We start from the raw sequence: 23,941 nt of genomic DNA on the forward strand, positions 1-23,941 counted from the left end.
CGCGGCCTCAGAGAGCGTCGGTCCACGTCACGTACTCGTGAGGATGACGAGTTGCTGGGTCGCCCGGGTCATGGCGACGTAGCGGTCGACGGCCCCTTCGATCCCCGTGCCGAAGGTGTCCGGGTCGACGAGGACGACCAGGTCGAATTCGAGCCCCTTCGACAGCTCCGGGGTCAGCGACCGGACGCGGGATGTTACCCGGAACATCGGATCGCCTATGACGCAGGCGATCCCGTCGGAGTTCGAGTCGAGCCAGGTGTCGAGGATCGAGTGCAGATCGGAAGCAGATCCGTGTACGACGGGGATGTCGTTGCTGCGGATGGAGGTCGGCACGTTGGCGTCCGGGAGGACGGCTCGGATGACCGGCTCGGCTTCCGCCATGACCTCTTTCGGCGTCCGGTAGTTGACGGTCAGCGAGGCCAGTTCGATCCGGTCGAGCCCGATCCGCTCGAGCCGTTCCTGCCACGACTCCGTGAATCCGTGCCGGGCCTGGGCCCGGTCGCCGACGATGGTGAAGCTCCGAGACGGGCAGCGCAGCAACAGCATCTGCCACTCGGCGTCCGTCAGCTCCTGCGCTTCGTCCACGACGACGTGCGCGAACGTGCGGTCGAGCAGGTCGGGGTCGGTGCTGGACATCGCAGCTTCGTCCACCAGCATTTCCTGCAGGTCCTTCTGCCGCAGCTGCGTCATCAGACTTTCGCCGTCGTCGTAGGCATCCGCTGCGATGAGGTCGTCGATGACCTTGGACCGCTGCTCGCGTTCGGCGGCGACGACGGCGTCGTGGCGACGCCGGCGTCGTGATTCCTCCGGGTCGCCGAGCCGCTGCCGTGCTGCGTCGAGGAGTGGCAGGTCGGACACCGTCCAGCGCTGGGCGTCCGGGCGTTGCAGCTTCCGAATGTCGTCGGGGCTGAGCCAGGGAGCGCACTTGCGCAGGTAGGCGGGCACCGACCACAGGTCGGCGACGAGGTCGGCCGCCTCGATCAGGGTCCACGCGTTGTCGAGGGTCGTGCGTAATTCGTCGTTCTGCTGCAACGATTTCCGGAGCTGGGCCACCGGAATGTCACCGTCGTACTTGTCGATCAGGATCGTGAGCAGCAGCTCCCAGATCTGCTCGCGCGCCTCGTTGTGCGGAGTACCGGGTTCCGGCGCTTCGAATGCCTCGGCCCAGTCGTCGGCGCTCAGCCAGATGTCGGACCACTCGGTCGCGACCGTCATGCCCTCGGTGGGCGGCTCCTCGTAGAACGCGACCGCCGCGTCGATGGCCTTCACCAGATCCGCGGACGACTTCAGGCGGGCCACGTCGGGGTCGGTTTCGACCTTCGCGGTGGCGCCCTCGGCGACGAGGTCCCGCAGGGTGCAGAGCTGCACGCCCTCCTCTCCGAGGCTGGGCAGGACATCGGCGACGTAGGCCAGATAGGGCTCGTGCGGACCGACGAACAGCACGCCGTGACGGAGTCGGGGGTCGGAGTAGAGCAGGTACGCGGCGCGGTGCAGTGCCACGACGGTCTTGCCCGTACCCGGCCCGCCGTCGACGACGAGTGCGCCACGGGATCCCGCGCGGATGATGGCGTCCTGGTCGGCCTGGATGGTGCCGAGCACGTCCCGCATCCGGGCCGACCGGTTGGTGCCCAGGCTGGCGATGAACGCGGACTGGTCGTCGAGCGCTGCGTTCCCCGCGAACCCGTCCGGGGTGAACACCTCGTCCCAGTAGTCGCTGATGCGGCCGCGGGTCCAGCGATACCTGCGCCGGCGGGCCAGGCCCATCGGATTGCCGTGGGTCGCACCGAAGAACGGCTCGGCCACGGGGGAGCGCCAGTCGACGAGCAGCTGATTGCCCGCCCGGTCCATCAGGCCGAGTCGTCCGATGTACACGGGCTCGGGGTTGTCCGCGCTGACGAAGTGCCCGAGGCACAGGTCCAACCCGTAGCGGCGCAGGGCACGCAACTCGGCGTTCAGCCGGTGGACCATCATGTCCCGCTCCATCGCCTCCTGGCCCAGCCGGCGGGGCGCCTTGCGTTCGGTGTCGATGCGGTGGTCGAGGTCGGCAATCGACTGCTCGAGGCTTTCCGCGATGGCCGCGAAGTGCAGCTCGTCGTCGGCGATCAGCGTCGGGTCGGCCTTGGGTGCGAGGTGGTCGGGAAGGTCGAACACGTTGGTAGTCAGATTTTTCATGTCATCAGCTCCGATCTGCGGTTCGGGCGATCGTGTCGAGCAGCAACGTCGCGGCGACGGCCGCCCCGTCGGTACGGATCGTGCCCGCCACGGCAGCCGCTCGTGCTCCGGTCTCGGGGGTCAGGGCCGCCGTGAGCGCGGTCGTCAGGGACTCGACGGTCGGAACCGGACCGTCGTGCGCCGCGCCGATGCCCAAGTCGGCCACCCGGCCGGCCCAGTACGGCTGGTCGGCCGCCTGCGGCACCACCACCTGAGGCGCGCCGGCCCGGGTGGCCGTCGTCGTCGTCCCCGCGCCGCCGTGGTGCACGACGGCGGCCACCCGGCCGAACAGTGCCTGCTGGTTGACCTCGCCGACGACGAAGCAGTCGTCCAGATCGTCGATCAGGGCCAGGTCAGCCCAGCCGCGCCCGACGAGTGCGCGGCGGCCCTGCGCGCGGATCGCCTCGATGGCCACCTGGGCGGCGTCCGTCGCCGCGTGCAAGGGCATGCTGCCGAAACCCACGAACACCGGTGGTGTGCCTGCGTCCAGTAACGCCACCACGTCGGCCGGGAGTGGGCGGTCGTCGGTCAGGATCCACGCGCCGGTCTGCACGACGTCGAGGTCCGGCGTCTCCTGCCACGGGTCCAGGGTCGGGTCCGTCGCAAGCCACGGCCGGTCGCCGATGACGTAGTCGCGAACGTTGCCCACCGGGGGCAGGCCGATCGACGCCCGGTTGGTGTCGAGCGCCTCACCGAACAGCGCATCGATGCTCTGAGCGTCCAGGTCCCACAGCATCCGGTTGTCCGCCACGTCCGGCGGGAACGCCCGGCCCGGGTACGCCAGCGGCCGCCGATGCGGCGACGGCAGGGTGAGCTGCTGGAACGTCACGGACACGGAACGGATGCCCAGCTTCTCGGCGACCGACAGCGCTCCGGCCGCGGCCGGCATCGCGCCGGTCGCCACCAACGCGTCGCATCCCTCGGCGGCCGCGGTGACCGCCTCGAACTGGCCGGCGATCAACTCGGCCGCGCGCCGGGGCAGGTCCGCCGCCGACGGCGCCGCCGTCGTCAGCCCGCGCGCCGACCGGCCGACGGGCACCATCGGCACACCGACCCCGGCCAGCCGCTCCGCGAAGTCCTCGTCCGGCGGCGCGCACACCCGCACCTCCGCGCCGAGTTCCCGCAACCGCACCACGAGTCCCACCAACGGTTCGACATCCCCACGTGACCCATACGTCGACAACAACACACGCAATTCGCGACCCCCATTTCCGCAGGTTCTGGCTTCGGCCGGTAATTGTGCGGCACCACCCGGGCCTTGCCGCAAGCCCCCCGGTGCGCTATAAATTGAAAGTGGAAAGGGGTTGGTACTCCTCTCCACTTCCTCGTCCGATCCGGACACATTCCCAGACATCGTCGGCGCGTCGTGGATCGAATGCGTTCGCACACAGTCCAGCTCGCCGATCACGGTAACGCGGCCCGGCCGCAGGGGATGCCGGGATAGACTTCTCGGCACACGCCGCTGGTACGCCCTGGCCTGCCGTCTGCCCTCTCGGGACCAGCCCCTCGCCGGGCGCGCCGTGGTGCGGCGCGCGAATCATGTTGCGTCTCAACACTCACGAGGCCGCGGCGATGTCCACGCTCGTCACACTCACGTCGCTCGACAACCGAGAACCCGCATTGCCGGCATGCGAACGAATAGGGGTTGACGAGATGCGGCAGATCGTCGAGTTGATCCTCGACGGCACACGCCGGCTGCTGAAGGCGCAGGACATCGGGTTGGACGTGACAACGGCAGCCGAGGACTACCTCGCCGCGGAAGGTACGAACCCGAGTTCGGTTCCCGGCCGCTGCGGCGCACCATCCAGAAGCAGCTCGACAACAAGTTGTCGAGCATGCTCCTGAAGGGGGTCCTCTCGCCCGGCGACACCGTCCGCGTCGACGCAGACGGCGCCGGCTTGTCGATCGGGGTCGGGAGCGCCGCAGGTGACGGCGCGGCGCCTTCCGGAGAGGGGTAGGCATTGCACGTGCCTCTCCCGACTTCCGCCATCCCGAGAGTGGCCGCCGGCGGTGGTGGTCGGTGTCGCTGCGGGTATTCTCGGCGGCGTGTCGACCACAGCCGCGTTGGGGTCTCTCATCGGTATCGCCGCCGCGGCCGCCGTGTTCGTCGTATCCGGTTGGGCAGTGTTGTGGCCGATGGATGCGGCGGCAACTCGCCGCAACGTGGGACGCGAGGATTTCCGTCCGATAGTCGACGAATTGGTCGTGGTGACAGCGGCTTCAGGAGGTCTCGGAGCAATCATCGCACTGCAGGTGGCGGCGGATCCTCGGCGGGAACCCCGCACGCCGCCGTGGCCCTGATCGGGGTCTTCCTGGCGTGGGCTGCCCTACATCTGATGTATGCGGCTCGATACGCCTTCCTCTACGACGAGGAATCAGGTCCTGAAACAACGACGGGCGGTATCGATTTCAACTCCACTGCCCCGCCCGCGTTTCGCGACTTCTTCTACTTCAGTTACAACCTCGGGATGACCTACCAGGTATCCGATACCGACGTCTCGAGCCCGGAGATTCGGGCCGTGGCGCTCCGGCATTGCCTGTTGTCCTATGTTTTCGGTCCAGTCATCCTCGCGACGACGATCAACCTGGTCGCCGGGATCCTCACCAGGTGAGGATCCGGATTCGCTCGAGGATCCGACTGACCGGCAGCCGCACGAGTAAGGCCGGACTGCTGTTCACGTGCCTCGTTCCCTCGACCGTCCAAGCGTTGATCGGATTCACCGCGGTTTCCGGAGGGAACGTTCCCGGTGCCATCGCCAGCGCATCCGCATCCAACCTCTTCGGCATGTTCCTGACGCCCGCGCTCGCGTTCACGATGATGTCGACTTCAGGACAGATGGGTGCGCCCGGTGCCGCCGCACTGGGAATCGGACTGCAACTGTTCCTGCCGTTCGTGCTGGGTCAGATCCTCCGCCGGTTGATCGGCGACTGGGTGGCACGCCACGGTTCCGCACTGAGGTACGTCGGCCGCGAATCCGTCGTGCTCATCGTGTATTCGGCATTCTCGGCGGGCGAACGTGACGGAGTATGGCACTCGGCCCCGTCCACCGCGTTACTCCGACTGGTCCTGCTGTCCACGGTGCTCGTGACGGCCATCCTCTGGCTCACGCGATTCACCGCCGACCTGATGCGGTTCGAACGCGCAGACGTGCGGGCCATCCAGTTCTGCGGAACGAAGAAGGCTCTCGTGACCGGGCTGCCGATGGCGGCTGTCCTGTTCGCCGGGCAGCCCGTCGGGCAGATCATCCTGCCGCTGATGGTGTTTCATCAGGTTCAGCTCACGATGTGTGCATGGCTGGCGAATCGATACCGGCACCGTGTCGCGTGATGCCCGCACACCGACCGACGGTGGCGGATTTCGGGGCTCGCGAGAACCGAGCATCCTGCCTGTTCCCCGGTGTTAATGTTGATCTACTCGGCCCCACCGAAAGGTGCACCTCGATGAGAAGATTCACTCGAAGAGTCGGTGGAACCATTGTGGCGCTGACGCTCACCGCCGCCGCGTTCGTCGTGTCACCGCCACCGGTGTACGGATTCGCCGAGGATATTTGCTACACCGAGGACGGTGCGCCACCGCACAACTGCGCTCCGCTGCCACCTGAATGCCTACTCGACGATCCCAACTCGCCGATCTGCGGCGCCGAGGCGTTCCTCCGTTACGGGTTCACGTTGCGCCGCCCGCTCGGCGGACGGAGTCTCGTGCATTCGGATTCGACGTATATCATCGCCCGCACCGTCGGCTTCTCCGAGCAGGATGCCTACTGGATCGCGGCGTACGACGAAGCGACCGACCTCGGCACGTTCGCCCCACGCGACATCTTCGGCCGACTCGTCCCCGACGCCGGCGCATTGACCACGAAGGACATCAGCGGACTGGTGCGCACCCACTTCGCCACCGGCGGGTTCCTCTTCCACTTCCTGCCCACGATGCGCGGACCGGCGGATCCCCTGCCCAACGGCTTGCAACCGGATGTCGACGATCCACGGCACGAGGTCATGCTCACGCACCTACGGAATTGGGCCCTGGCCGGGCCGGGAAGTGGCGCACCGTTGTGCACGGGAGGTTTCACGAACCCCTCGGAGGACGGCGACTATGCCACGGGTGCAACGTGTTACGGCGATGCGAATCCCGTGCAGATCAACGGCACCTACAGCCTGGAGACTCCGGCCGCCATCCCGTTCACCAACATGACCGGGCAGCAGGTCATCTCCGACACGGTCCTCTCGTCACAGTTCGACTCCTGGATCGGCGAGAATTCCTGGAATGCACGGACCGGCATCTACATTCACGCACTCGGCGATCGCATCTCGCACCATGTCTGCACCGACGCCGGCACGATCACTCCGCCGGGACCGGCCGGGCCGGACTTTCGGATCGATCTGAACCAGCCCACCTGCGACCAGGGTCCACATGCCGTCCGCCACGAATACGAGACGGGCGTGGATTTCGCCGGGCTCGACCCGGAAGACCGGACCACCGAGGCGGCCCTGTCGATGGTGTACGACGAACTCGTCAACTTCGCGCGGGTGCGCGGAACGCTGGACGAGCGCGCCACGACGCCGACGACCAAGAATGCACTCCTGACCGACGGCCTCGTGCCGGCGCTCGAGATTCGGGAGCCGGTCGAGCGGTTGAACGCCGTCACCGACGTCGGCTGCCGAGTCGGCGTCCCGGCGTTCCCCGGAAATCCGGTGTGCCGGGATTGATCGTGCCCGTCGGCGTCAGCTGCCGAAGGGGGATGCGCTGTTGGAGTACCGCGCGAAGTCGCCCTGCGCCCCGCTGTAGACGTTGAGGTCGACGTCGCCGTTGACTCCGGGGATGCGACCGGTGCTGGTGTACTGCCAGAACGTCCAGTTGCTCCAGCCGCCGGGGAGGGGGCCGGGCGTGTTCTGACCGTTGTAGTCGGCGATCCACAGCGGGTATCCGGCGAACTCGTTGGTGTTCGCCATCGCCGTCCGCCAGAAGTTCGGGTACGTGTAGATGATCGGCTGACGTCCGGTGAGCGATTGGACCGTGTTGAGGTAGCGGTGCGTCCAGTCGATCAACGCGGCGGGCGGCAGCCCACCGGATTGCTCGAGGTCGAGGACCGGAGGCATGTCACCCGGACCGTTGATTCCCAGCACCACCGTCGAGTAGAACGCGGCCTGCGCTTCCGGCGACTGGGTGGGGTCGGCGTAGTGGTACGCGCCGCGGGCAACGCCGGCCACGCGCATGGCGAGGCAGTCCTGGACGAAGAACGGATTGACGTAGTTGAGACTCTCGGTGGCCTTGACCATCGAAAAGTCGTGGCCGGCGTTGCGGACGGCGAACCAGTCGATCGGTGACCCGCCCGGGTGTTGCCACGAGGCCACGTCCGGACCTCTGACAGGTTCGGCGGCGGCATGCCCCGGCACCGCGGCCGCGAGCGCACCGGCGAGCAGTAGTGGTGCGATCTTGGAGAACCTTCGGACCTTCACCCCGATAGCCATGCGCCCGAGGGTAACGTCTTCCCGCTGCCCGCACGTGGCAACGGACGTCACTTCGTCACGAACGCCGCCTGCCGGAGCGCCTCGCCGCGCGCAGCCCGGCCCGGGGCCGACGACGCGTTGATCGCGAGCACCGACAGCAACTCGTACGCGACGTGCGCTGCCGCGATGCCGGTGATCTCGGCGTGGTCGTAGGCGGGCGCCACCTCCACGATGTCGGCGCCGACCACGTTCAGGCCGACGAGTCCGCGCAGCGTGTTCAGCAACTCGCGGGACGTCATGCCGCCCGCCTCGGGTGTTCCGGTGCCCGGCGCGTGCGCGGGATCGAGGACGTCGATGTCCACGGACACGTAGACCGGTCCGCCGTCGAGCCGTCGACGCATCCGTTCGACGATGCTGGCGACGCCGTCCACCTCGTAGTCGTCGGAGCGGATGACCTGGAAACCGAGAACGGCGTCGTCCTCGAGGTCCTTCTTGCTGTACAGCGGGCCACGGATGCCGATGTGCTGCGAACGCTCGAGGTCGATGAGCCCCTCCTCGCTGGCCCGCCGGAACGGGGTGCCGTGTGTGTAGGGGGCGCCGAAGTAGGTGTCCCACGTGTCGAGGTGCGCGTCGAAGTGCAGCACGGCGATGGGACCGTGATCGCGGGCGAGGGAACGCAGGATCGGCAGGGCGATGGTGTGGTCGCCGCCGAGCGTCAGCACGGTCGAGCCGTCCTTGCGCAGGTCGGTGACGGCGCCGTCGACGGTGGCGAGGGCCTCCTGGATGTCGAACGGGTTGACGCCGATGTCGCCGAAGTCGGCGACCTGCTGCGCCGCGAAGGGGTGCACGTCGAGTGCGGGGTTGTACGGACGCAGGAGCTTCGACGCGGCGCGGATGTGGCCGGGGCCGAAGCGTGCGCCCGGACGGTAGCTCACGCCGGAGTCGAACGGGACGCCCATCACGGTGACGTCGGCGCGGGACACCTCGTCGAGCCGGGGGAGGCGGGCGAACGTGCTGGGTTCGGCGTAGCGCGGCGTGCGGGTGGCGTCGACGGGGCCCTGGATGCGGGTCGCGTCGACGGGGCCCTGGATGCGGGTCGCGTCGATGGGGCCCTGGATGTCGTCTGTACTCATCGGAATCCTTCGGTGTGTGCCGGAGACGTGGCGTCGTCGTATCGTTTCCTTGGAACGCATTCTTGTCAACACCTGTTTCCTATACGAGACACAACGAAGGATCGATGCATGGCGAACGAGCTCGCAACCGAAGGTGCGTCGGGCGTCGACGCGCCCAGGATCGGCCCCCGGCTCAAGGCCGCCCGGCAGGCCCAGCGCCTCACCCTCGACGACCTCGCCGCGAGCTGCGGCATCACCAAGGGCTACCTGTCGAAGATCGAACGGGACCACGCGAGCGCATCCGTCGCCACGCTGGTGCGGATCTGCGCCGCTCTGAACATTCCCGTCGGGTCGCTGTTCGAGAGCTCCGCCGCAGGTGAGGTGGTACGCGCCGACAACTACCCGCCGATCAGTTTCGGCGGGGAGCGCATGGCCGAGTTCCTGCTGACACCGTTCGGCGAGCGCCGCATCCAGTCGCTCCTGAGCCGGATCGAACCCGGCGGCGGGAGCGGCTCGGAAACGTACGAACTGCCGGTCGACGTCGCCTTCGTCTACGTCGTCTCGGGCCGGATCCGCATTTCCTTCAACGGTCCGGGGGCCGGGGAGGACGTGTCGCTCGCGACCGGGGACGCGTTCACCTTCTCGCCCCAGTTGCCGCACAGCTTCCGCGCGCTCGGCGACGACACCGCGACCGTTCTGTGGATTCTGGCCCCCGCACTACCGGACGACGTCCGGCCCACCGCCCGCTAGGAAACCGTCAAGCGGTTTAGGAAACATGTGTTGACAGTCACGGCTCGCCCGTTCATTGTTGTCCACATCACTCCACCGCTCAGGAGCTCAACGTTGGACATCACCAAGATTTCTCCGCGCCCGCCGGGACTGGCCGGCGCACTCCGCGCCCGCAAATCGGTCGAGGCGATCGTGGCGCGCAACGACCAGGAACCCGGTCACGGCCTCAAGCGGTCGATGGGCCTGGTGCACCTCACCGCACTGAGCATCGGTGCGTCGCTGGGAACGGGCATCTTCGTCATCCTCGGCGAGGCGACACCCAAGGCCGGCCCCGCCGTCGTCCTCGCCTTCGTGCTCGCGGCGTTCACCGCCCTCTTCTCCGCTCTCTCCTACGCGGAACTGGCAGGCAGCATCCCCGTCTCCGGTAGCTCCTACTCGTACACCTACGCGACGATGGGCGAACTCTTCGCGTGGATCTGCGGCTGGTGCCTGATGCTCGAGTACGGCGTCTCGGTCGCGGCCGTCGCCGTCGGCTGGGGCGAGTACATCAACGAACTACTCCACGGCATGTTCGGCATCTCGCTACCCGCCGCGATCAGCGAATCACCGGGCGCGGGCGGCATCGTCAACGTGCCCGCCATCGTCATCGTGCTCGTCGCGGTGGCACTGCTGACCCGGGGAGCGTCCGAGAGCGCCCTGGTGAACACGGTCATGGTCGCACTGAAGATCCTCGTGCTCGTGTTCTTCTGCGCTGTCGCGTTCACCGCGTTCCGCGCCGGAAACTTCACGCCGTTCATCCCCCTCGGCGCGGCAGGCGTGACGGCCGCGGCGTCCCAGGTGTTCTTCGCCTACATCGGGTTCGACGCCGCCTCGACCGCAGGCGACGAGGCGAAGAACGCGAAACGCGATCTTCCCCGCGCGATCATCCTCTCGCTCCTGATCGTCACGATCCTCTACTGCCTGGTCGCGATCGCCGCCGTCGGCGCGATGCCCTGGCAGGACATCGCGGGTGAGGGCGCCGCACTCGCGACCATCCTGAATGCCGCGACCACCAGCACCTGGCCCGCCATCCTCCTGTCGGCGGGCGCGGTGATCGCCATCGCCAGCGTCGTCCTCGCCGTGATGTACGGGCAGACCCGGATCCTGTACGCGATGTCGCTCGACGGCCTCGTTCCGCGGGTCTTCTCCCGCGTCAACCCGCGCACCCGGGTGCCCGTCGTCAACATCGTCGTCGTCGGCGGTGTCGTCTCCGCGCTCGCGGGATTCGTGCCGCTGGGCGAACTGGCCGACGCGACGAGCATCGGCTCGCTGTTCGCGTTCATGCTCGTCAACATCGCCGTGATCATCCTGCGCCGCCGCCATCCCGACCTGCACCGCAGCTTCCGGACCCCGCTCTTCCCGCTGATGCCGGTCCTCGGCGTCGTGTTCTGCGCGCTGCTGCTGTTCGGTCTCGGCGTCTCGACGTGGGTGGCGTTCGCTCTGTGGATGGCAGTCGGGCTCGCGATCTACTTCGCGTACGGAGTCCGCAAGTCCGAACTCCGCAACAGCCCGGAAACGGTGACGGCACCATGAGGGCAGCGCTGTTCCAAGGTCCCGAACTCTCCTTCGACGTCGCCGCGAACCTCTCCGCTATCGCGTCGGCCGCGCAGACGGCGGCGGCGTCCGGGGCATCTGTCCTGGTCTGCCCGGAGATGGCGGCCACCGGCTACAACATCGGATCCCTGATCGCGGAGCGGGCCGAACCCGCCGACGGACCGATCGCGGCCCGGATCGCAGAAATCGCACGCGAGTTCGGGATCGCCGTCGTCTACGGATACCCCGAGGCGGACGCAGGCGTCGTCTACAACAGCGTGCAGGTGTTCCACCCGTCCGGGACGTCACTCGCGAACTACCGCAAGACCCACCTGTTCGGCGAGCTCGACCGGTCGCACTTCGCCGCCGGCGACGAACTGGTGGTCCAGTTCGACCACGCCGGAATCCGGTGCGGACTCCTGATCTGCTACGACGTCGAGTTCCCGGAAGCCGTTCGCGCGCATGCCGACCGGGGAACACAGTGGCTCGTCGTCCCCACCGGCCTGATGAGCCCGTACGAATTCATCGCGGAGAGCGTCGTCCCGACCCGTGCGTACGAGAGTCAGCTGTTCGTCACGTACGTCAACCGGTGCGGCACCGAGGCCGACCTCGACTACTGCGGGTCCAGTTGTGCGATCGCGCCCGACGGCACCGAACTCGCCCGCGCAGGCCGCCACGAGGAGCTGGCGATCGTCGACCTCGAACTCGACGTCCTCCACCGTTCCCGCCGTGAGAACACCCATCTCGACGACCGACGCGTCGACCTCTACCCCTTCATGCAGGAGAAGACTTCATGACGATCCCCGTCACCCCGGACAGCACCGCCGCGGACACCGATCCCCGGCCGCTCACCATGTTCGGTCCCGACTTCCCGTTCGCCTACGACGACTACATCGCGCACCGCTCGGGTCTCGGCGCGGTGCCCGCCGATCGCCACGGCACCGAGGTGGCGGTCATCGGTGGCGGCCTGTCGGGGATGGTCACGGCGTACGAGCTGATGAAGCTCGGCCTGAAACCGATTGTCTACGAGGCCGATCAGATCGGTGGCCGGATGCGGTCGCAGCCGTTCGACGGGCACCCCGAGGTGGTCGCCGAGATGGGCGCGATGCGGTTCCCACCGTCGTCGACCACCCTGTTCCATTACCTCGACGCCATGGGACTGCGGACCGAGGCGTTCCCGAACCCGCTCGCCGACAGCACCCCCAGCACGGTCATCGACCTCAAGGGCGAAAGCTACTACGCGCAGCACCTCGACGACCTGCCGCCCGTGTTCAGGGAGGTGTCGGATGCGTGGCAGCGCACGCTCGAGGATCACGCCGAGCTGATTCCGCTCCAGCAAGCGATCCGCGACCGTGACACCGCCGAACTCAAGCGCATCTGGAACGACCTGGTGGTCCGGCTGGACGATCAGACGTTCTACGGCTTCCTCGCCTCGTCCAAGCACTTCGCGTCGTTCCGGCACCGGGAAGTGTTCGGGCAGGTCGGTTTCGGAACGGGCGGCTGGGACACCGACTTCCCCAACTCGATCCTCGAGATCCTGCGCGTCGTCATCACCGCCGCCGACGACCACCACCGCGGCATCGTCGGCGGGTCGCAGCAACTGCCCCTGCGGCTGTGGACCGACACCCCGTCGGGGATGGCGCACTGGCCGGACGGCACGTCGGTGCGCGCGCTGAACGGCGGAGCCACCCGTCCCCGCGTCACCGAGGTCCGGAGGACCGCACCGCACCAGGTGACGGTCACCGACTCGTCCGGGGAGATCCGCACGTACCCGGCCGCGGTCTTCACTGCGCAGAGCTGGATGCTGCTCAACAACATTCACTGCGACGACGACCTGTTCCCGATCGACCACTGGACCGCGATCGAGCGCACCCACTACATGGGGTCGACGAAGGTGTTCGCCCTCGTGGATCGTCCGTTCTGGAAGGACAAGGATCCGGTCACCGGCCGCGACCTCGTCAGCATGACCCTGACGGACCGGATGAGCCGCGGCACCTACCTCCTCGACCACGGCGACGACAAGCCCGGTCTGATCTGCCTGTCCTACACGTGGTCCGACGATTCCCTCAAGCTGCTGCCGCTCGACGCGACGGAGCGGATGAACCTCATGATCAAGTCGCTCGAGGAGATCTACCCGGGAGTCGACTTCCGCAGTCACATCATCTCGACTCCGGTCACGCTGTCCTGGGAGACCGAACGCGACTTCATGGGTGCGTTCAAGGCGAACCTCCCCGGCCACTACCGCTACCAGGAGCGGCTGTTCAGTCATTTCATCCAGGACGAACTCGACCCGCGGCATCGCGGTATCTTCCTTGCCGGCGACGACATCTCGTGGACCGCGGGCTGGGCGGAGGGCGCCGTGCAGACCGCGCTCAACGCCGTCTGGGGCGTGATGCACCATCTGGGCGGCGCCACCCCGGCCGACAACCCCGGCCCGGGCGACCGGTACGCCGAACTCGGCCCGATCCGGCTCTGCGACTAGCGCCCGTGAGTACTTATTAACGTCCCGCGGTTAATAAGTACTCACGGGAGCGTCAGCCCAACCAGTCCAGGACCGCGGCGGCCGTCCACGACTGCTGCATGCTGCCGAGGGGCTGACCGGTGAACGGTTCGTAGTATTCGGCGAAGCTGCCGTCGCTCGCCTGCCGCAGCCCCTCGGACCGCAGCAGGTGGGCGCGCTCGGCCCACCCGCGCCGGGCGAACGCCCAGGAGAACAGCCACGTCATCACCGGCCACACCGGACCGCGCCAGTACTCGCGCGGCCGGAAGTCGCCCGACACCGGCGACGTCGACGGCGGCACGGCGTACCGAAGGTCGGGGTGGCCGCAGAATTTCGGTCCCTCGAACGTGCGGAGCAGGGCGCGTTCGGCGTCACGGCTCAGGCCGCCGCACAGCAGGGGAGAGAACATCGCGAGGGTTTCGGTGGAAATCCACCGGCCGCTGCGCAGATCGAAATCGCGTGCCGCCCCGGACCGTTGGTCGGTGGTGGTGAGGACGCCCTGCCGGAACCGGGCCGCCCACCCGTGCAGTTCCCGGACGTCGGAGTTCGGCATCGAATGTTCCTCGCCGATGGTCGCGAGCACCTCGCACGCCATCGAGAACACGGCGCTGACGAACACGTCCTCCACCGCGAAGCTCATGGCGGTGGCCAGTTCCGCGTCGTCGTAGCGGACCGTCTTCATCTCCTCGAGCAGCCACAGGTAGCGGTCGTATTCGCCGTTGGACGGCCGCTGTCCGGTGTCGGCGACGTGGGACAGATCCTCGCGCAGATATGTGGGCATCACCCCGGCCACGACGTTGGCGTACGAGTGGTCCCAGCGCGGCGAGTTGTCCATGCCGGACTCCCAGCCGTGGTACAGCGCGATCCGGCCGTTGCCGTCGAGGTCGCGGGCGTTGGCCAGCCAGCGGTGCCAGCGCACGAGGTCGGGCCAGCGCCGGTCGAGGAACTCCTCGGCGACGGCGCGGGTGCTGCGACCGTGCCTGCGCGAGTGGTCGAGGATGCGCTGCACCGCGATGGCGTGCACGGGCGGCTGGGTGATCCCCGACGTCTGCGTGCCGCTCGGCGCGTGCGCCGCGAGGGTCCCGCACTCCCAGCGCGCGGGGCCGGGGAAGTATCCGTCGACGCCGTTCGCGAACACGATGTGCGGGATCATCCCGTTCTTCCACTGCGCCGACAGCAGGGTGTCGAGTTCGACGACGGCCCGCTCCACGCTCAGGGGCGCCAGGCCGACCGCGACGAACGCCGCGTCCCAACTCCACATGTGTGGGTACAGGCGCGGCGCGGCACTCGTCATCGTGCCGAGGTCGTTGCCGCGAAGCAGGTACGCGGCACGTGCCGCGAGCTGTGTCGGGGTGAATCCGCGGTCCGCCATTGCACCATTCTGCTGCGGGCCGGCCCACATCGCTCGTCGGACGGGTTCAGCCGGCGAATCCGCAGGGGGTCAGCGTCGGACGCGAGTTGCGCAGCGGCCGCAGTTCCGACACCTTGCGGAGCAGGGTCGACCCCCACAGGCCCCGGCCGAGGGGCAGCGTCACCTCGCGGGTGAACGCGAGGTCGGGCACCTGTCCGGGCAGGTCCGCTGCATCGCCGGAGGAGAGGTGGAACGGCATCGGCGGGACGGTGTAGTCGCCGTGAATTCGCATTCCTTTCTGCGTCTTGCGGCTCAACCATTTCGGTACCGAGTCGAACATCATCCGGCCGCCGGGGAAACGCCGGGCGCAGTCGCCGATCAGGGACAGCGACTCGTCGGCGGGCAGATACATCAGCAGGCCCTCCGCCGACACGAACACGGCCCGGCCGGTGTCGACGTGGTCCATCCACGAGCGGTCCAGCGCGGACACCGCGAGTGTGGTGACGTTCGGCTCGTCCGGCAGCAGTTGCCTGCGTAGCGCGACCACCTCGGGCAGGTCGATCGACACCCACCGGACGTCGGGATCACCGATCCGCCAGTAGCTGGTCTGCAATCCTTCACCGAGAGCGACGACCGTTCCGCCGGGGTGATCGGCGAGGAACGCCCGTATCTCGTCGTCGAAGGCCCGAGCGCGCAGAGCGTGGGATTGGCTCGGCTTCCCGAAGTTCTCGTACGGATAGTCGAGGGTCTCGTAGAGCGTCACGGCGAGCGGGTCGACCAGCGTGCCGTCGGGACGCGACGCCTCGACGGCACGGTTACGGAGGGTCCACATCATCGTCGCGGGAACACCGGTCAGGGTGGTCGCGTCCACCCGTTTCCGGTTATCGTCAGCCACGCGGCACCGGCTCTGCCACTTCGAGCTTGGAGTGCTTGCGCGAGTAGACGAAGTACACGATCAGGCCGAGGATCAGCCAGATCCCGAACCGCAGCCAGGTCTCCCGCGGCAGCGACAGGATGAGCCAGCCGGAGAACACGACGCCGATGATCGGGATGACCGGCATGAACGGAAGCGTGAACGTGCGGGGGACCTCCGGGCGGGTCCGCCGGAGCACCGCGACCGCGATGCAGACGACGATGAACGCCGACAGGATTCCGATGTTGGTGAGTTCCGCGACGGTGTTGATCGGGAAGAACCCGGCCAGCAGCGCCGAACCGATCCCCACGATCCACGTCACCCGCGTCGGCACCTTGCGGACCGGGTGCGTCTTCGCGAACCATTCCGGGAGCAGGCCGTCCCGGCTCATCGCGTACCACACGCGGGTCACACCGAGCATGAAGGTGAGCACGACGGTGATGATGCCGACGATGGCCCCGACCGCGATGATGTTCGCGACCCCGGGCATGCCGACCGACTCGAACGCGGTGGAGAAGCCGCTCTCGGGGCTGATCTCGGTGTACTTCTGCATTCCGGTCAGCACGAGGGTGACCAGGACGTACAGCGTCATCGCGATGCCGAGGGAATACAGGATTGCCTTCGGCAGGTGCTTGGTGGCGTCCTTCGATTCCTCGGCGGCGGTGCTCATCGCGTCGTATCCGAACACCGCGAAGAACACGGTGGCCGCGCCGGTGAAGACGGCGGCGGTGCCGAACGGGAAGTAGGGGGTGTAGTTGGCGCTGTCGATGTGGAAGACGCCCAGCGCGATGATGAGGACGACCAATGCGACACCTTGATCGCCACCGCGATCGTCTCGAATCGACCGACACTGCGGATTCCGCGCGAGAGCACCCAGGCGGTGCCGAGGCAGAACAGGGCCGCGAAGACGTCGAACACGTGCCCGTCACCGGTGCCCAGCGCGCCCATCATCCAGTCGGGCAGGCTTATGCCGACCTGTTCGAGGAGAAACCGGAAGTACCCGGACACACCGATGGCGACGACGGCCGCCACCGCGATGTATTCGAGCAGCAGGTCCCAGCCGATGAACCAGCCGACGATCTCGCCGAGCGCCACGTAACCGTAGGTGTAGGCCGATCCGGCCTTGGGGATCATTCCGGCGAACTCGGCGTAACACAGTGCGGCCGCGGCACTGGCGACACCCGCGATCAGGAAGGAGATCAGCACGGCCGGACCGGTGACGGAATGCGCGACCGTTTGTCCATCGACATTGCCGGGCTCCGTTTCCCAGTGGGGTGAGATGCGGTATCTCACTCAATCACCTTCCCTGGCCCGCGTGGGCGAGGAACACGGACTCGGTGGTCGCCGTCACCCTTGCGCAAATACGGTAGGGGGGTATGGTAGTTCTCAGATACGGCATCGATACCCCGAAGAGAGGCAGACCCGTGAGCACCTCGAGCGTCACCGTCACCGGCATGACCTGCAACCACTGCGTGTCCTCGGTTACCGAGGAGATCAGCGCACTCCCCGGCGTCACCTCCGTGAACGTCGATCTGGCCACCGGCAAGGTCGTCATCGACAGCACTACCGACCTCGATCCGAGCGCCGTCGCGGGCGCCGTCGAAGAAGCCGGATATTCCGTCGCCGGCTGAGCCGGGCACTCGAACACGCCGGTCGAGCCGGCCACTCCACCACAGGAGCCCCATCATGAACGCAACCGGCAAGTTCGCCGGATTCACCGTCGGCCTCGTCGTGATCTTCGGCGCCGCGCTCGCTCTCGGGTCGGTTGCCGGTCCGGACGTCGCCGAGCCCGCCACACACACGGCCGAGGACGACGGCCACGGAGCGGGAGGCCACGACGCCGCCGCCGACCCGACCCCGGGCGGACTGACGCCCACCGCCGACGGCTACACCCTCGAACTCGCATCCGACCAGGTCACCGCCGGTGCCGCGGTCCCGGTGCAGTTCCGGATCACGAACCCCTCGGGGGTACCCGTGACGGACTACACCGTGGAGCACGAGAAACTGCTGCACCTGATCGTCGTCCGCCGGGACCTCGCCGGGTTCCAGCACGTCCACCCGACGCTCGACGCGACCGGAACGTGGAGCGTCCCCCTCGACCTCGCCCGCGGCGGCGACTACCGCGTGTTCGCGGACTTCACCCCGGCAGGCGGCGAAGGCGTCACCCTGGGCACGGACCTGCGCGTCGCGGGCACCTACGACCCGCAGGAACTGCCGGCTCCGGCACCGACCGCCACCGTGGACGGGTACACCGTCACCCTCGGCGGCGCGCTGCGACCGGGAGAGACGTCGAACGTGACCCTCTCGGTGAGCCGCGACGGACAGCCGGTCACCGATCTGCAGCCCTACCTCGGCGCATACGGTCACCTGGTGGCGCTGCGCACCACCGACCTCGGATACCTGCATGTGCACCCGGACGGACATCCCGGCGACGGCGTCACCGCGGCGGGCCCGGGGATCGACTTCGCCGTCACCGCACCCAGCGCGGGCGATTACCGGCTGTTCCTGGACTTCCAGCACGCCGGCGCCGTCCACACCGCGGAGTTCACCGCCTCCGCCGGACCGGAGGACAAGTGATGACCCGCGGGACCGACATTGCTGCACCACCCGATTCCCAGATCGAACTGGCCATCGGCGGGATGACCTGCGCGTCGTGCGCCAACCGCATCGAGCGCAAGCTGAACAAACTCGACGGCGTCACCGCGACCGTCAACTACGCGACGGAGAAGGCCCGCGTCCATTACGACGCCGCGGACGTCTCGCCCGAAGACCTGGTCGCCACGGTCGAGCAGGCCGGGTACACGGCGCGACTGCCCGAGGTGAAGCCCCCGGCCCCGGAGGAAGAGGACCCGGCGGCGGAACTGCGGCAGCGGCTGCTCGTGTCGGCGGTGCTGACGGTCCCCGTCATCGCGATGGCGATGATCCCGGCGCTGCAGTTCACGAACTGGCAGTGGCTCTCGCTCACCCTCGCGGCCCCGGTCGTGGTCTGGGGTGCGTGGCCGTTCCACAAGGCCGCCTGGACGAACCTGCGGCACGGCACCGCGACCATGGACACCCTGGTGTCGATGGGCACGCTGGCCGCGTTCGGCTGGTCGCTGTACGCACTGTTCTGGGGCACCGCCGGCATGCCGGGGATGACGCACCCGTTCGAGCTCACGATCGCGCGGGTCGACGGCACCGGCAACATCTATCTGGAGGCCGCGGCCGGCGTCACCACGTTCATCCTCGCCGGCCGTTTCTTCGAGGCCCGCGCCAAACGCCGGGCGGGAGCGGCACTGCGGGCGCTGCTCGAACTGGGTGCCAAAGAGGTTTCGGTGTTGCGTGACGGCACCGAACAGCTGATCGGCATCGACCAGCTCGAGGTCGGCGACCTGTTCGTGGTCCGTCCGGGCGAGAAGATCGCCACCGACGGCGTCGTCGTCGAGGGTTCGTCGGCGGTGGACGCGTCGATGCTGACCGGTGAATCCGTGCCGGTCGAGGTGTCACCCGACGCCGAGGTGGCGGGTGCGACAGTCAACGTCGGCGGCCGAATCGTGGTTCGCGCCAGCCGGATCGGAGCCGACACGCAGCTCGCGCAGATGGCGTGGATGGTCGAGGACGCGCAGACCGGCAAGGCCGAGGTGCAACGCCTGGCCGATCGGATCTCCGGCATCTTCGTCCCGATCGTGATCGCGTTGTCGGTCGCGACCCTCGGTTTCTGGATCGGCACCGGCGGTTCGGTCGCCGCCGCGTTCACCGCCGCGGTCGCCGTCCTGATCATCGCGTGCCCGTGTGCGCTCGGACTCGCCACCCCGACCGCCCTCATGGTGGGCACGGGACGCGGGGCCCAGCTGGGCATCCTGATCAAGGGGCCCGAAGTTCTGGAATCGACGCGGCGGGTCGACACCGTGGTCGTCGACAAGACCGGCACCGTCACCACCGGCACGATGTCGCTGCACGACGTGGTCGCCGCGGACGGCCAGGACGCTGAGCAGGTTCTGCGGTTCGCCGGCGCCCTCGAGGACGCGTCCGAGCATCCCATCGCACGGGCGATCACCCGCGCGGCACGGGACCGGTTGACGACGCTGCCCGACGTCGAACAGTTCACCAACCTCGCCGGACTCGGCGTCCAGGGCATAATCGACGGACACGCGGTGGTAATCGGCCGCGCGAAACTGCTCCGCGACTGGTCGCTGCAGCTCACCACGGAACTCCAGCGCGCCGTCGACGCGGCGGAGTCGGAGGGCAAGACCGCCGTCGCGATCGGCTGGGACGGCCAGGCGCGCGGCGTGCTCGTGGTCGCCGACACCGTGAAGCCGACGTCGCGCGAGGCGGTGGCGCAGTTCCGCGAACTGGGTCTCACCCCGATCATGCTCACCGGCGACAACACGTCCGCGGCCCGGGCGATCGCCGCCCAGGTCGGCATCGGCGACGTCGTCGCCGAGGTGCTGCCCCAGGACAAGGTCGACGTGATCAAGCGTCTGCAGGCCGAGGGCAAGGTGGTCGCGATGGTCGGCGACGGGGTCAACGACGCCGCCGCCCTCGCTCAGGCCGACCTCGGTCTCGCCATGGGAACCGGCACGGACGTGGCCATCGAGGCCAGCGACCTCACGCTGGTACGCGGCGACCTCCGGGCCGCGGCCGACGCAATCCGGTTGTCGCGCAAGACGTTGAGCACGATCAAGGGCAACCTGTTCTGGGCCTTCGCCTACAACGTCGCGGCGTTGCCACTGGCGGCGGCGGGCCTGCTCAACCCCATGCTGGCCGGTGCCGCCATGGCATTCTCATCGGTGTTCGTCGTGAGCAACAGCCTGCGACTGCGCCGCTTCCAGCCCCTGACCACTCCCACCCGAGGGGAATCACAATGACCGAGCAACCGACCACCGACCACGACCACGCGGCCGGCCACGGATACATCAGCGCCAAGGACGACTACCTCAAGCGCCTGCGCCGCATCGAAGGCCAGGCGCGGGGCCTCCAGCGGATGGTCGAGGACGAGAAGTACTGCATCGACATCCTCACCCAGGTCTCCGCGATGACCAAGGCGCTGCAGGCCGTGGCGCTGGGGCTGCTCGAAGACCACATCAGCCACTGCGTCGTCGACGCTGCCGTCGCGGGCGGCACCGAGGCCGACGCGAAGATCAAGGAAGCCACCGACGCCATCGCACGACTGGTGCGTTCCTGAAACCAGACCACGAGAGCAGCTTCCGAGGGAGCAGGCATGTCTCACGATCATCAGCAGCAGGAAGTGGAACAGGTCCGGAACACCGGACACGCCGGGCACGACGCACACGGTGACCACGCGGATCGGCACGCCGGTCACGGGGCGCACGGTGAGGTGTTCCGACAGAAATTCTGGATCAGCCTCGCGCTGTCGGTGCCGGTGGTGGTGTTCAGCCACATGTTCGCCGACCTCCTCGGCTACACCGTCCCCGACTTCCCCGGTGCGTCGTGGATTCCGCCGGTGGTCGGCACCGCGATCTTCTTCTACGGCGGCGCACCGTTCCTCACCGGCGCGTGGAGTGAGCTGAAGTCGCGGCGGCCCGGCATGATGCTGCTGATCGGCATGGCGATCACGGTCGCGTTCCTCGCGTCGTGGGTGACGACCCTGCAGATCGGCGGATTCAACCTCGACTTCTGGTGGGAGCTAGCGCTTCTCATCGTCATCATGCTGCTCGGACACTGGTTGGAGATGCGGGCGCTGGGGTCGGCGTCCGGTGCCCTCGACGCGCTCGCCGCGCTGCTTCCCGACACCGCCGACAGGGTCACCGACGACGGCGTCACCGAAGTGCCCGTCTCCGAACTCGCCACCGGCGACCTCGTGCTGGTGCGGGCCGGAGGCCGCATCCCCGCCGACGGCACCGTCGAGGACGGCCGTGCGGAGGTCGACGAATCGATGATCACCGGCGAGTCCAATCCCGTCCCACGGTCGGTCGGCGACACCGTGGTCGCCGGCACCGTCGCCACCGACAGCGCGCTGCGCATCCAGGTAGGCGCCGTGGGGGAGGACACCGCCCTCGCCGGCATCCAGCGACTGGTCGCCGACGCGCAGTCGTCCTCGTCCCGGGCCCAGGCCCTCGCCGACCGCGCCGCGGCGTTCCTGTTCTACTTCGCCTCGATCGCAGGGCTTCTCACGTTCGTGGTGTGGTCGCTGCTCGGCAACGTGGACGAGGCCGTGGTGCGGACCGTCACCGTTCTGGTGATCGCCTGCCCGCACGCCCTCGGCCTGGCGATACCCCTCGTGATCGCCATTTCCACCGAGCGTGCTGCGAAGGCCGGTGTCCTGGTGAAGGACCGGCTAGCCCTCGAACGCATGCGCAACGTCGACGTCGTCCTGTTCGACAAGACCGGCACCCTGACCCAGGGCAGGCACGCCGTCACCGGGGTGGTCACCACCGCGGGTGTCACCGAAACCGAACTGCTCGCGCTCGCCGCCGCCGTGGAGGCCGACAGCGAGCACCCGGTCGCGCGGGCCATCGTCGCCGAGGCGGCCGCGAACGTGCCCGCGGACGAGCGGCGCACCGCATCCGACTTCCGGTCGCTGCCCGGACGCGGGGTGCGCGCGAACGTCGGAGGCGTGGAAGTGGCCGTCGGCGGACCGGCGATGCTCGCCGAACTGAACGCGACGGTTCCCGGTGACGTTGCGGCGCAGACGAAACGGTGGGTCGAGCGCGGCGCCTCCGTCCTCCACCTGGTCCGCGACGGGCGGGTGCTCGGCGCGGTGGCGCTCGAGGACGCCGTCCGTGAGGAGTCGCGGCAGGCGATCGACGCCCTGCACGAGCGCGGTGTGAAGGTCGCGATGATCACCGGAGACGCTCGTCAGGTGGCCGACGCCGTCGCCGCCGATCTCGGCATCGACGAAGCGTTCGCCGACGTGCTTCCGGAGAACAAGGACGCCGAGGTGGCCGCACTCCAGGCGCGCGGTCACCGGGTGGCGATGGTCGGCGACGGCGTCAACGACGCGCCCGCACTCGCCCGCGCGGACGTCGGCGTCGCGATCGGCGCCGGCACCGACGTCGCCATCGAATCGGCCGGTGTCGTCCTCGCCGCCGACGACCCCCGCGCCGTCCTCTCTATCATCGACCTGTCGCAGGCGAGCTACCGCAAGATGTGGCAGAACCTGGTGTGGGCCACCGGATACAACGTCATAGCTGTCCCGTTGGCCGCCGGCGTCCTCGCGTTCGCCGGGGTCGCGATCTCGCCCGCGGTCGCGGCGATCCTGATGTCCGTCTCCACCATCGTCGTCGCCCTCAACGCGCAGCTGCTGCGGCGACTCGATCTGGATCCGGAACGGCTGAGCCGGAACTGACCGCAGTCTGCCTCGACCTTGCCGGATCATGCCCCCTGGTGCGTGGCGATCCGCCCGTCGTCGATCGCCTTCCGTAGCGGTGTGGGGTCGCGTTCGTTCTGGTCCGCATAGGTCTCGGCGAACGCAGTGAGCGCCTTCTCGCAATCGTCCGAATCGAGGTACCCGCCGATGGCGAACCGGTCTCCGGCGCGGGCATGCGCATATGCGAGCGCCCTGGCACACAGTCGCCCGTAGAGGGCCATGGTGTCGGGATTCATAGCTTCGATGAGGCGGATCGCCAGCCGAGGAGGATGTCGCCGGCCACCTGCATCAGCCGTTGCCCGGTCACGACGCGTTCGCCCTGGTTCGTGAAGGCCGGGCCGTCCAGGTATTCGGCGAGAACCGACGGTTGCGCCTCCTTGACCTGCAGGAACAGCGGGTCGCCACCGGGGCCGCGGAGCAGGATGATCCAGGCCCCGGTGCCGACACTGCCCACCCCGACGACTTTCCGTGCCGTCAGCACGTACTCGAATCGGTCGAACAGGACACGTCGGGCGGGCTGCAGGCTGTCGCGGGCCCGGGATTTGTCGAGCGTCTTCCGCACCCGTTTGCGGGTCGACGAGTCCAGGACGTCGCGGTACTCGTCCAACTGGGCGGCGGTATCGATATGGGAGTACCAGGCCGCGAGCCCGCCACGCTCGGCCTGGTAGGTCGTGGTTTCGCGTTATTCGGCCGCGCAAGCACGGGGGGTTTTCGGCATTCACTGCCGCCGAAGTCCGGGTTGACAGTCGCGATGGAGGGTGGTTATCTAGGTCACAGATCAAGTGGTAGATCGATC

The 23,941-nt window shown here is 68.2% G+C and carries 18 protein-coding genes and 4 pseudogenes; 14 read left to right on the forward strand and 8 right to left on the reverse strand.

The genetic code is table 11. The features are described 5' to 3' along the window. Positions 1-27: 27 nt before the first annotated feature. Positions 28-2,172 carry an RNA polymerase recycling motor ATPase HelR gene (helR, locus tag G9373_RS08435; RefSeq protein WP_167114652.1) on the reverse strand — a complete coding sequence of 715 codons (2,145 nt, stop codon included), beginning with the start codon at positions 2,170-2,172 and terminating at the stop codon, positions 28-30. Positions 2,173-2,176: 4 nt separating this feature from the next. Further along, positions 2,177-3,406, reverse strand: a complete 1,230-nt coding sequence (locus G9373_RS08440; RefSeq protein ID WP_167114655.1) for a glycosyltransferase — start codon at positions 3,404-3,406, stop codon at positions 2,177-2,179. Positions 3,407-3,864: 458 nt separating this feature from the next. On the opposite strand from G9373_RS08440, the pseudogene G9373_RS48140 reads away from it, so the two are divergent. From G9373_RS48140 to G9373_RS08460, 5 genes and pseudogenes are all read left to right on the forward strand, one after another. Next, positions 3,865-4,031 (forward strand): annotated as a pseudogene (locus G9373_RS48140) (hypothetical protein); the annotation flags it as partial. A 15-nt stretch (positions 4,032-4,046) separates the two neighbouring features. Beyond that, positions 4,047-4,169 (forward strand): hypothetical protein, encoded by a 123-nt coding sequence (locus G9373_RS48145; protein ID WP_282597367.1) that lies wholly within the window; start codon positions 4,047-4,049, stop codon positions 4,167-4,169. Positions 4,170-4,172: 3 nt separating this feature from the next. After that, positions 4,173-4,823 (forward strand): annotated as a pseudogene (locus tag G9373_RS08450) (DUF1345 domain-containing protein). Continuing rightward, positions 4,820-5,539, forward strand: coding sequence for a bile acid:sodium symporter family protein (locus G9373_RS08455; protein WP_167114658.1), 720 nt, complete (start codon positions 4,820-4,822; stop codon positions 5,537-5,539). The pseudogene G9373_RS08450 and the gene G9373_RS08455 overlap by 4 nt, the downstream one beginning before the upstream one ends. A 113-nt stretch (positions 5,540-5,652) precedes the next feature. Further along, entirely contained in the window at positions 5,653-6,918 is a 1,266-nt protein-coding gene (locus G9373_RS08460) for a hypothetical protein (RefSeq protein WP_043794198.1), read from the forward strand. 15 nt (positions 6,919-6,933) lie between these two features. Here G9373_RS08460 and G9373_RS08465 read toward each other — a convergent pair whose 3' ends face one another. Further along, positions 6,934-7,680 (reverse strand): glycoside hydrolase family 25 protein, encoded by a 747-nt coding sequence (locus tag G9373_RS08465; protein WP_005575045.1) that lies wholly within the window; start codon positions 7,678-7,680, stop codon positions 6,934-6,936. A 47-nt stretch (positions 7,681-7,727) separates the two neighbouring features. Further along, positions 7,728-8,792 carry an agmatinase gene (speB, locus tag G9373_RS08470; protein ID WP_054246475.1) on the reverse strand — a complete coding sequence of 355 codons (1,065 nt, stop codon included), beginning with the start codon at positions 8,790-8,792 and terminating at the stop codon, positions 7,728-7,730. Positions 8,793-8,900: 108 nt separating this feature from the next. On the opposite strand from speB, the gene G9373_RS08475 reads away from it, so the two are divergent. From G9373_RS08475 to G9373_RS08490, 4 genes are all read left to right on the forward strand, one after another. Continuing rightward, positions 8,901-9,521: an XRE family transcriptional regulator gene (locus G9373_RS08475; protein WP_065492734.1), complete on the forward strand. Its 621-nt coding sequence runs from the start codon at positions 8,901-8,903 to the stop codon at positions 9,519-9,521. 93 nt (positions 9,522-9,614) lie between these two features. Next, positions 9,615-11,072 carry an amino acid permease gene (locus G9373_RS08480; protein WP_133985794.1) on the forward strand — a complete coding sequence of 486 codons (1,458 nt, stop codon included), beginning with the start codon at positions 9,615-9,617 and terminating at the stop codon, positions 11,070-11,072. Next, positions 11,069-11,869, forward strand: coding sequence for a carbon-nitrogen hydrolase family protein (locus tag G9373_RS08485; RefSeq protein ID WP_167114661.1), 801 nt, complete (start codon positions 11,069-11,071; stop codon positions 11,867-11,869). The genes G9373_RS08480 and G9373_RS08485 overlap by 4 nt, the downstream gene beginning before the upstream one ends. After that, on the forward strand, positions 11,866-13,554 hold the full coding sequence (locus G9373_RS08490; protein WP_167114664.1) for an NAD(P)/FAD-dependent oxidoreductase: 1,689 nt from the start codon (positions 11,866-11,868) through the stop codon (positions 13,552-13,554). Before G9373_RS08485 ends, G9373_RS08490 begins: the two co-directional genes overlap by 4 nt. Positions 13,555-13,606: 52 nt before the next feature. On the opposite strand, the gene G9373_RS08495 is transcribed toward G9373_RS08490, so the two are convergent. The 3 genes and pseudogenes from G9373_RS08495 to G9373_RS08505 all read right to left on the reverse strand — a co-directional run bounded on the left by G9373_RS08495 (position 13,607) and on the right by G9373_RS08505 (position 17,129). After that, positions 13,607-14,944, reverse strand: a complete 1,338-nt coding sequence (locus G9373_RS08495; RefSeq protein ID WP_005254345.1) for a hypothetical protein — start codon at positions 14,942-14,944, stop codon at positions 13,607-13,609. Between the two features lie 46 nt (positions 14,945-14,990). Next, entirely contained in the window at positions 14,991-15,818 is an 828-nt protein-coding gene (locus tag G9373_RS08500; protein ID WP_167114667.1) for a class I SAM-dependent methyltransferase, read from the reverse strand. Continuing rightward, positions 15,811-17,129, reverse strand: a pseudogene (locus tag G9373_RS08505) (amino acid permease). Before G9373_RS08505 ends, G9373_RS08500 begins: the two are co-directional and overlap by 8 nt. 131 nt (positions 17,130-17,260) lie before the next feature. Between G9373_RS08505 and G9373_RS08510 the strand changes: the two are divergent. The 5 genes from G9373_RS08510 to G9373_RS08530 are packed head-to-tail and all read left to right on the forward strand — an operon-like array spanning position 17,261 to position 23,124. Next, a complete protein-coding gene (locus G9373_RS08510; RefSeq protein WP_005575029.1) occupies positions 17,261-17,467 on the forward strand; it encodes a heavy metal-associated domain-containing protein in 207 nt (68 codons plus the stop codon). A gap of 55 nt (positions 17,468-17,522) precedes the next feature. Next, positions 17,523-18,413 (forward strand): hypothetical protein, encoded by an 891-nt coding sequence (locus G9373_RS08515; RefSeq protein WP_167114670.1) that lies wholly within the window; start codon positions 17,523-17,525, stop codon positions 18,411-18,413. Next, a complete protein-coding gene (locus G9373_RS08520) occupies positions 18,413-20,683 on the forward strand; it encodes a heavy metal translocating P-type ATPase (protein ID WP_167114673.1) in 2,271 nt (756 codons plus the stop codon). The genes G9373_RS08515 and G9373_RS08520 overlap by 1 nt, the downstream gene beginning before the upstream one ends. Then, a complete protein-coding gene (locus tag G9373_RS08525; protein ID WP_005254339.1) occupies positions 20,680-21,000 on the forward strand; it encodes a metal-sensitive transcriptional regulator in 321 nt (106 codons plus the stop codon). The genes G9373_RS08520 and G9373_RS08525 overlap by 4 nt, the downstream gene beginning before the upstream one ends. A gap of 36 nt (positions 21,001-21,036) precedes the next feature. Next, entirely contained in the window at positions 21,037-23,124 is a 2,088-nt protein-coding gene (locus G9373_RS08530; protein WP_167114676.1) for a heavy metal translocating P-type ATPase, read from the forward strand. A gap of 26 nt (positions 23,125-23,150) precedes the next feature. Here G9373_RS08530 and G9373_RS08535 read toward each other — a convergent pair. After that, positions 23,151-23,848 (reverse strand): annotated as a pseudogene (locus G9373_RS08535) (DUF2252 family protein); the annotation flags it as partial. Positions 23,849-23,941 lie beyond the last annotated feature (93 nt).

Source organism: Rhodococcus sp. A14 (assembly GCF_011603105.1).
Classification (GTDB): domain Bacteria; phylum Actinomycetota; class Actinomycetes; order Mycobacteriales; family Mycobacteriaceae; genus Rhodococcus_F; species Rhodococcus_F opacus.

Coding starts and splice junctions, on each gene's coding strand:
- G9373_RS08460 (WP_043794198.1), top strand. CDS start 5,653: ATGAGAAGATTCACTCGAAGAGTCGGTGGAACCATTGTGGCGCTGACG.
- G9373_RS08490 (WP_167114664.1), top strand. CDS start 11,866: ATGACGATCCCCGTCACCCCGGACAGCACCGCCGCGGACACCGATCCC.
- helR (WP_167114652.1), bottom strand. CDS start 2,172: ATGAAAAATCTGACTACCAACGTGTTCGACCTTCCCGACCACCTCGCA.
- G9373_RS08520 (WP_167114673.1), top strand. CDS start 18,413: ATGACCCGCGGGACCGACATTGCTGCACCACCCGATTCCCAGATCGAA.
- G9373_RS08495 (WP_005254345.1), bottom strand. CDS start 14,944: ATGGCGGACCGCGGATTCACCCCGACACAGCTCGCGGCACGTGCCGCG.
- G9373_RS08485 (WP_167114661.1), top strand. CDS start 11,069: ATGAGGGCAGCGCTGTTCCAAGGTCCCGAACTCTCCTTCGACGTCGCC.
- G9373_RS08465 (WP_005575045.1), bottom strand. CDS start 7,680: ATGGCTATCGGGGTGAAGGTCCGAAGGTTCTCCAAGATCGCACCACTA.
- G9373_RS48145 (WP_282597367.1), top strand. CDS start 4,047: ATGCTCCTGAAGGGGGTCCTCTCGCCCGGCGACACCGTCCGCGTCGAC.
- G9373_RS08530 (WP_167114676.1), top strand. CDS start 21,037: ATGTCTCACGATCATCAGCAGCAGGAAGTGGAACAGGTCCGGAACACC.
- G9373_RS08525 (WP_005254339.1), top strand. CDS start 20,680: ATGACCGAGCAACCGACCACCGACCACGACCACGCGGCCGGCCACGGA.
- G9373_RS08515 (WP_167114670.1), top strand. CDS start 17,523: ATGAACGCAACCGGCAAGTTCGCCGGATTCACCGTCGGCCTCGTCGTG.
- G9373_RS08475 (WP_065492734.1), top strand. CDS start 8,901: ATGGCGAACGAGCTCGCAACCGAAGGTGCGTCGGGCGTCGACGCGCCC.
- speB (WP_054246475.1), bottom strand. CDS start 8,792: ATGAGTACAGACGACATCCAGGGCCCCATCGACGCGACCCGCATCCAG.